This window comes from Streptomyces sp. GC420 (assembly GCF_009916105.1).
Taxonomy (GTDB): Bacteria; Actinomycetota; Actinomycetes; order Streptomycetales; family Streptomycetaceae; genus Streptomyces.
On sequence record NZ_JAAAXQ010000057.1, the window covers coordinates 21,341 to 28,236 of the forward strand.

The 6,896-nt window shown below is 72.9% G+C and carries 5 protein-coding genes and 1 pseudogene; 2 read left to right on the forward strand and 4 right to left on the reverse strand.

Features of this window, described 5'->3' with window-relative positions; all coding sequences use genetic code 11:
• Positions 1 to 194 precede the first annotated feature (194 nt).
• The gene (locus GUY61_RS10175) at positions 195 to 959 is read left to right on the forward strand and encodes a hypothetical protein (RefSeq protein WP_313896603.1); all 765 of its coding nucleotides are present in this window, start codon (positions 195 to 197) and stop codon (positions 957 to 959) included.
• Between the two features lie 33 nt (positions 960 to 992).
• Here the strand turns inward: GUY61_RS10175 and GUY61_RS10180 are convergent, their stop codons facing one another.
• Positions 993 to 1,931: a sigma-70 family RNA polymerase sigma factor gene (locus GUY61_RS10180; RefSeq protein ID WP_166629758.1), complete on the reverse strand. Its 939-nt coding sequence runs from the start codon at positions 1,929 to 1,931 to the stop codon at positions 993 to 995.
• Positions 1,932 to 1,941: 10 nt separating this feature from the next.
• Positions 1,942 to 3,132 (reverse strand): NAD(P)/FAD-dependent oxidoreductase, encoded by a 1,191-nt coding sequence (locus tag GUY61_RS10185; protein ID WP_166629759.1) that lies wholly within the window; start codon positions 3,130 to 3,132, stop codon positions 1,942 to 1,944.
• 220 nt (positions 3,133 to 3,352) lie between these two features.
• On the opposite strand from GUY61_RS10185, the pseudogene GUY61_RS40000 reads away from it, so the two are divergent.
• Positions 3,353 to 3,634 (forward strand): annotated as a pseudogene (locus GUY61_RS40000) (LysR family transcriptional regulator); the annotation flags it as partial.
• A 369-nt stretch (positions 3,635 to 4,003) separates the two neighbouring features.
• Here the strand turns inward: GUY61_RS40000 and GUY61_RS10195 are convergent.
• A complete protein-coding gene (locus tag GUY61_RS10195; RefSeq protein ID WP_166629760.1) occupies positions 4,004 to 4,426 on the reverse strand; it encodes an SsgA family sporulation/cell division regulator in 423 nt (140 codons plus the stop codon).
• Positions 4,427 to 4,654: 228 nt separating this feature from the next.
• Positions 4,655 to 6,832 carry a SpoIIE family protein phosphatase gene (locus GUY61_RS10200; RefSeq protein ID WP_166629763.1) on the reverse strand — a complete coding sequence of 726 codons (2,178 nt, stop codon included), beginning with the start codon at positions 6,830 to 6,832 and terminating at the stop codon, positions 4,655 to 4,657.
• Between the last annotated feature and the right edge of the window lie 64 nt (positions 6,833 to 6,896).

Here is a 6,896-nt window from a genome sequence, read left to right on the forward strand (position 1 = left end):
GAGTCGAATCCGGCTGCCGGCACGCTATCGGGAGGCTCTGACACCGGGCTCAGGTCACGGTGTGATCCTTGATCTCGGGCCGACCCAGCCCGGCAGAACGTTTCCGGTCGCAGCACACTGACTGGTCCACGGCTCGGGAAACGCTGACGACGCTGTGTCCTGGGTGCGGCCATGCGGCGCTCACCGCGATGGGGATGCTGGACCAGAACGTGGCGGGTGCCGGCCTTCTCGCCGGCGAACAACGGCTCCAGTCCCTCTCGCTGAACAGTGACGCCGCAGGTCCGTGGGACGCGAGCGTCACGGCAGGAGCCCGGTGTGCTCACGCGGCTCGCGACGATCAGCCCGCACATCACGGTCACGACGCGCGAGGCCGGAACGCCCTCTCTGCTCCGGGCCTTGCGGGCGGGCACCATCGACATCGCCGTGCTGACGTCCCGGTTGCCGCACCGGCCGTCGGACGGCGAATCCCGCGGCTGCACATCGAAACGGTCGAGGACACCGAACTGCTCGTAGGGGCGCCGACCACCGGCCGGACCACGGTGCACGTCGACGAGCTCGTCGATGCTCCTTGGCCCGCCACCGCGTCATCGAGTGCCGAACCCATGCTCGGCGTCTGGCCGGGCCTGCCCGGCAGGCCACGCATCGTCCACACCACGCGCGACTGGCTGACGAAACTGCAGCTGGTCTCCGGCGGTTTCGGCGTGACGACCGTTCCGTTCCGCATGTCGCCGGTGCTACCGCACGGCGTGAGTCTGCCGCGCGTGGACAGAGTACCCCCAGGTACGCCGGATTCTCGTGGCCCGGCTTCCCGGCCGACCGGCCCCGGGCATCTCTGCTGTCAGCCGAGCGATTACCTCGGCCGCCTGAAGCCGACGCGCTACACCATCGCGTGTTCCGTGGCCTCACCAGGGCCTGTCGCCGGAAGTGCCTCGATGTTGCCCTGGCAAGTACCTCGATGACCTTGAATTTCACGACTAGTGAACAAAGCCAGGTCACCATGCGTTGATGACCGGCGCGTCGGGTTCGTGCTGCCGCCAGGCCTCGTTGAGGCGCGCGAGCCGGTCCGCGGCGGCGATGCCGCGCAGGGACGCGACCTTGCCGTCGCCGACTTCGAACGCCACGGCGCCCACGACCCGGTCGTCGACCACGGCGAGGACGGCCGGGGAGCCGTTGACCAGCGCGATATGGATCGCGGGCGTGCCGCCGGCCAGCCGCCGCTTCGCCGGAGTGGGCCTGAAGCCGGCCCGCACGTAGGAGGCGACGCGCTCGCGCGTCTTGTACCGCAGCAGCCGCCTGGCCAGTCCGGCGCCGTCCGAGACCGCGGTCGCGTCGTCGGTGAGCAGAGCCACCAGCCGTTCGGTGCGCCCCGACGTGGCGGCGGCGAGGAACTCCTCGACGATCCGGCGTGCGGACGCGGGGTCGGCCTCGTCGCCGCGGCGGCGCTCGGCGGCGACCCGGGTCCGGGCCCGGTGGACATGCTGCTGGCTCGCGGACTCGGTGATGCCGAGGATCCCGGCGATCTCGGCGTGGGGGTACGAGAAGGCCTCGCGCAGGACGTAGGCGGCCCGCTCGACCGGCGAGAGGCGCTCCATGAGGGTCAGTACGGCCAAGGACACCGATTCGCGCTGCTCGAAGGTGTCGGCAGGGCCGAGCATCGGGTCGCCCTCGAGGAGCGGCTCGGGTAGCCAGGCACCGGCCGCTCGCTCGTGGCGAGCCTGCGCCGAGCGGAGCCGGTCGAGGCAGAGATTGGTGACGACCTTGGTCAGCCACGCTTCCGGGACCTTGATGCGTTCGCGGTCCGCGGCCTGCCAGCGCAGGAACGCGTCCTGCACGGCGTCCTCGGCGTCGGCGGCCGAGCCGAGCAGACGGTACGCGAGCGAGGCCAGCCGGCCCCGGCTGGCCTCGAACCGATCGACGGCTGCGCTGTCCATGCGGAGGAGCCTATGCGGCGACCCTCACACCGGACCGGTCAGGCGTGGTGGCCAGGCGGCGCTTCCGCTTCGGCATGCCGAAGGTCGGGTGGGCGATGCCCCACCCGGCCCCCCTGAGCACGCCCGACTTGAGCCGCGCGGCGGTCCGGCCGCCCAGGTACCAGGACTTCGGCCGGACGTCCCCGTCCACCATCTGGAAGATCGCGTCCCGCCGCCCGAGGCTGATGTGGTTGCCGTGGTAGTTCAGCCCGGTGGTCGGGACCTTGCTGCCCGTCAGGCGCGCGATGATCGCGGCGGTCGCCTGCATGTTGGTGTAGCCGGCCGAGGCGCAGGACATCGGCAGCGCCCGGCCGTTCTGGCCTATCGCGTAGGCGCAGTCACCGGCGGCGTAGACGTCCGGGTGCGAGACCGAGCGCATGGTGCGGTCGACGACGATCTGGCCGGTCTCGGCGACCTCCAGGCCGCTGGCGGCCGCGATGGAGGGCACGGCGAACCCGGCCGACCACACGGTCACGTCGGCCGGGATGGACCTACCGTCGGCGGCGATCGCCCGTGTCGGCTCGACGGCTTCGATGCCGGTGTGCTCGTGGACGGTGATGTCGAGCCGGTCGAAGGCCCGGCGCAGGTGACGGCGGGCCTTGGGGGAGAGCCAGGCGCCCAGCTCGCCGCGGGCGGCGAGCGCGACCGAGAGGTCGGGCCGGGACTCGGCGAACTCGGTGGCGGTCTCGATGCCGGTCAGCCCCTCACCGACGACCAGCACGGTGCCGCCCTCACCCACATCGGCCAGGCGCTCGCGCAGACGCAGCGCCGAGGACCGGCCGACCACATCGAAGGCGTACTCGGCCACGCCGGGGACGCCATGGTGGGCGACGGAGCTGCCGAGCGCGTAGAGAAGGGTGTCGTACGCGAGCTCGCCGTCGCCGTCCTCGCCGGTCACGGCGACGGTCCTGCGCTCGGGGTCGACGCCGGTGACGCGCGCCAGGCGCAGGCGCACCCCGGTGTCCGCGAATACGTCGGCGAGCTTGCGGAACGCGAGGTCCTGGCCGATCGCGAGCTGGTGGAGCCGCATCCGCTCAACGAAGTCGGGCACGGCGTTGACGACGGTGATCTCGGTGTCGGCGGGGGAGAGCCGGCGGGCCAGGTTTCCGGCGGCGAAGGCCCCGGCGTATCCGGCGCCGAGTACGACGATGCGGTGCTTCATGGCGTTGCTCCTGTCTCGTTCGCGTGCCCCTTGAACGAGACGGCACCCCGGTTGCTGACAGGAGCCGGGTGTGATGCGGGTCACCGAACCGAGACGAGCGGCTGAGCCTCTGAGAGGCGCTGGGGCCTGTCTTGGGCAGTCGAAACGGGCGATGGCCAACTACGGATCGAGATGGCCAACTATCGGTCGGCGTCACAGTCCGGCCCACAGGTCACATCCGACCGGCGCCGGAGAGATGCTGCTGCACGAGGGCCGCGCACCCCTCGACGCGACCACCGCTGCCGCTCGCCGCACCCGTCGCGCCGGTGGCGTCGGCAGTCCGGGCGGCCCCCGCAACCGCCTGGTGCTGGCGGTGAAGGCCGGCGCGTCTCACGAGTTGCTGCTCAAGCTCCTTGACGCCTACGCGGCCGAGCCCGACGCCGCCGAGATCGAGGTGCTGCCGAGCGGCACGTGTGAACAGGAAGGGATGCTGCGCGACGGCCGCGCTGATGTGGCGCTCATGGCACCACGACGGTCCGCTCCCGCCCGGCGTGTGCGGCCGATCGCGCGGTCCGGCGAGGTTTCTCGCCACGTGCCGACGCGGCGGCAGCACTCCACGGCCGCCGGCCGCCCGGCAGCGCGGGGTCGGTGGCGGCGGCGCCCGGCCTCGGCCCGCCGGGCGCCGCAGCGGGGCCGCCCGCGACTGCGGCCGGCAACCGCGCGGCCTGCGGCGGCACGGGCACGCCGAGCAGGCCGCCGCACGTCCGCACGCCGCGCGGCCGGTGGCCGAGCGCGTCGGAGCATCCGCCGCCCGCACCCGCGCGCCACGAACCACGTTGCGCGCCGCCCGCGTATCCCGGGTCCCCGCTTCCGCCGCGTCCGTGCCGGCTCCTCACCGCCCGCCGAGCAGCGAGGTGAGCGCGGCATCGATGTCGACGAGCCGTGCCTCCTCGCCCGGCGCCACCGCCTCGTACGAACGGGCGAGGAAACAGCGCACGTCGATGCTGTCGACGTCGACCAGTGCGGTGCCCAGCGGCGAGCGCAGCTCGATCATGGTGCGGTCCGGTCCGCACGGCCAGACGTGCACGTCCCCGCCGCCCGCCGGCACCCGCAGTCCGGCCGCCAGCAGGGACCGGGCGAACTCCCACACCACCTCGCAGCCGTCCAGCGAGACCGTCTCCGGAAAGATCAGGTACGCCGACAGCGGCTGGCCGCAGGAGTACCGCAGGGTCGCCGTGACCGGCACCGCCTCCTCCAACTCCTCGCGCGGGGCGCACAGCCGTGCCTGGACGGGGTGGTCGACGACGGCGAGCATGGCGGGTGGGTCCCTTCTGGTGGTACGTGCCGGTCAACTCATAGACCCGCCGACGGTCCCTGTCACTACGCGCGCCCGGAAAGAAACCGCCCCGAGACATGCGCAGTTCGGACATCCGGGCCGCGCCGTGCCACCGCCGGCACCACAGTGTCACCGGCCCCGCGTCCCTCACCGGCCCCGCGTCCCCCACCGGCCCACGGCCCGCCGCGGCCCGGACCGCCGCGCACCTCACCGGGGGCGCAGCAGGAGCAGGGCGATGTCGTCGCCCGTGGCATGCTCCGGATCCCTCTCGCTGATCAGCCGGTCCGCGATCTCCTCCAGCGGGAGGTCACCGATCCCGTCGAGGCGGTGCGCCACGGAGGCGACGGCCTCGTCCAGGTCGGTGCCCGGGGACTCCACCAGTCCGTCGGTGTAGAGGACCAGGACGGAACCGGGTGGCAGCGGCACCTCGGAGACCGGGTAGTCGGCGGTCGGGTCGATGCCCAGCAGAGGGCCTCCCGGCAGGTCGAGGACCTCGACCCCGCCGCCCGGGGCGCGCAGCAGGGGGTGCGGATGTCCGGCGTGGGCCAGGAAGGCACGGTGCCGTTCCAGGTCCAGGTGGAGGTAGACGCAACTGGCGAACAGTTGCGCGTCGAGGTCGACCAGCAGCCGGTTCGTACTGCGCATCACCTCGCCGGGCGACTGGCCCACGGCGGTGTACGCCCGTACGGCGGTGCGCACCTGGCCCATCAGACCGGCCGCCTGCACATTGTGGCCCTGCACGTCACCGACCAGCGCCACGGCCTCCTGACCGCGCAGCGGAACCAGGTCGTAGAAGTCGCCGCCGATCTCCATCCCCTGAGTGCCCGCCAGATAGCGGGCGGCCACCTCGGCCGCGGGCAGTGAGGGCAGCGCCTGCGGCAGCAGGGCGTCCTGCAGCCCGTGGGCGAGCCGTCGCTTGGCGTCGAACAGCCGGGCCCGCTCCAGGGCCTGCGCCGCCAGACCGCCGAGACTGGTCAGGATCGCCCGTTCGTCGGCCGGGAACCGGTGAGGCTCGGAGTAGCCGAGGACGCATACGCCGACGGGGCGGCCGGAGGTCACCAGCGGGATGTACGCCCAGGCCGACAGTTCGCCCCGTGCCGGAACCCGCCCCGGGTAGACCCTGGACAGCTCCGCCCGGGACTCGAAGAAGGTCGGCACTCCGGAGGCCAGGGCATGCGCGGCCGGTACCGGCGCGCTCAAGCGCATACCGTTCAGCCGTTCCACACTTTCCGGGTCCTCGTACCCGCGCTGGTCGAGCACCCGGAGCCGGCCGCCCTCGGTTCCCAGGACCACCATGGCCTGGCAGCCGATGGCCGGCACGATCTGCTCGGCCATGAGGTTGATCACGTCCCGTACCCCGGCCGCCTCCGTCAGCGCGCCGGACAGCGTCAGCAACTGATTGATGGTCACCAGCCGGGCACCCGCGGTGCCGTGCCGCCGCGGCGGCACGGCTTCCGGCGAGCCGCGTTCCGGGGTGATGAGGGCGCTGAGGCCGGTGGTGCTGGGATGCAGACGGAAGCGGAGCCAGTGGTTCGGTGGCCGCAGTGCCAGGAACCCCGTCTCCTGCTGACTGATGAGCGCCGCGCGGTACCGGTCCTCGTACACCGGATCGTTCAGCCAGGGCAGCACTGCCCAGGGCTGCGCCCCGAGCAGGCGGCGCTGCGCCACACCGAGCAGTTCGGCCGCCGCGCTGTTCAGGTAGGTCACCCGGCCGTGCAGATCCAGGGCGCACAGTCCCTCGGGCAGCCGGGAGACCATCCGCACCGCCTCGACCGCGCCCGACATGGTGGCCGCGAAGGAGGCGGGCGTCACCAGGTCCGCCCCCGGCAGTGCCGGCGCACCGGCCCGGGCCGCGCGCTCCAGCCGCAGCGCCAGCCGGTCGCAGGCCGACGTCAGCCTCTCCTTCTCCTCGTCGGTCAGCTCCTCGGGATGTGAGCCTCCCGGCCAGGTCAGGAACACCGCCCCGTACACCGTTTCCCTCGTCGCCACCGGCAGCGCCGCCATCGCGAAGGGGTAGGGCAGCACCACCGAGATCCGCGGATAGCGGGCCGCCATGTCCTCCGCACCGCCGATCCAGACCAGGCCCCGCCGGCGCACCGCGTCCGCCACCGGCACGGCCGAGGACAGCGTCACCCGCTCCCAGGGTGCCGCGAAGACCCTCGGCAGTCCGGCCATCACCGTCATCACCAGGACGGGCTGGCCGGGCGCCAGCAGGTACACCGCGCCCGAGTGCGCGCCGACGGACTCCATCATCCTGCCCAGGGCGAAGGACAGGATCGGCTGGTCGGGCCCGGACCTCCCGTAGTCGGTGGCCGTCTCCCGTTCCTGGCCGTGTGTGCCGGCCGCGCCGTCGGACACGCGGCACCACCTCTCCCACGCACGCATCGTCACGTACGCCGGGCGGCCGCTCACGCCCCCGGGGCGCGGTCGGGAGCCCTCTTGTCAAGAC

Excerpts from the sequence above, each read along its gene's own strand:
- GUY61_RS10175 (WP_313896603.1), top strand. The coding sequence starts at position 195 with ATGCTGGACCAGAACGTGGCGGGTGCCGGCCTTCTCGCCGGCGAACAA.
- GUY61_RS10180 (WP_166629758.1), bottom strand. The coding sequence starts at position 1,931 with ATGGACAGCGCAGCCGTCGATCGGTTCGAGGCCAGCCGGGGCCGGCTG.
- GUY61_RS10185 (WP_166629759.1), bottom strand. The coding sequence starts at position 3,132 with ATGAAGCACCGCATCGTCGTACTCGGCGCCGGATACGCCGGGGCCTTC.
- GUY61_RS10195 (WP_166629760.1), bottom strand. The coding sequence starts at position 4,426 with ATGCTCGCCGTCGTCGACCACCCCGTCCAGGCACGGCTGTGCGCCCCG.
- GUY61_RS10200 (WP_166629763.1), bottom strand. The coding sequence starts at position 6,832 with ATGCGTGCGTGGGAGAGGTGGTGCCGCGTGTCCGACGGCGCGGCCGGC.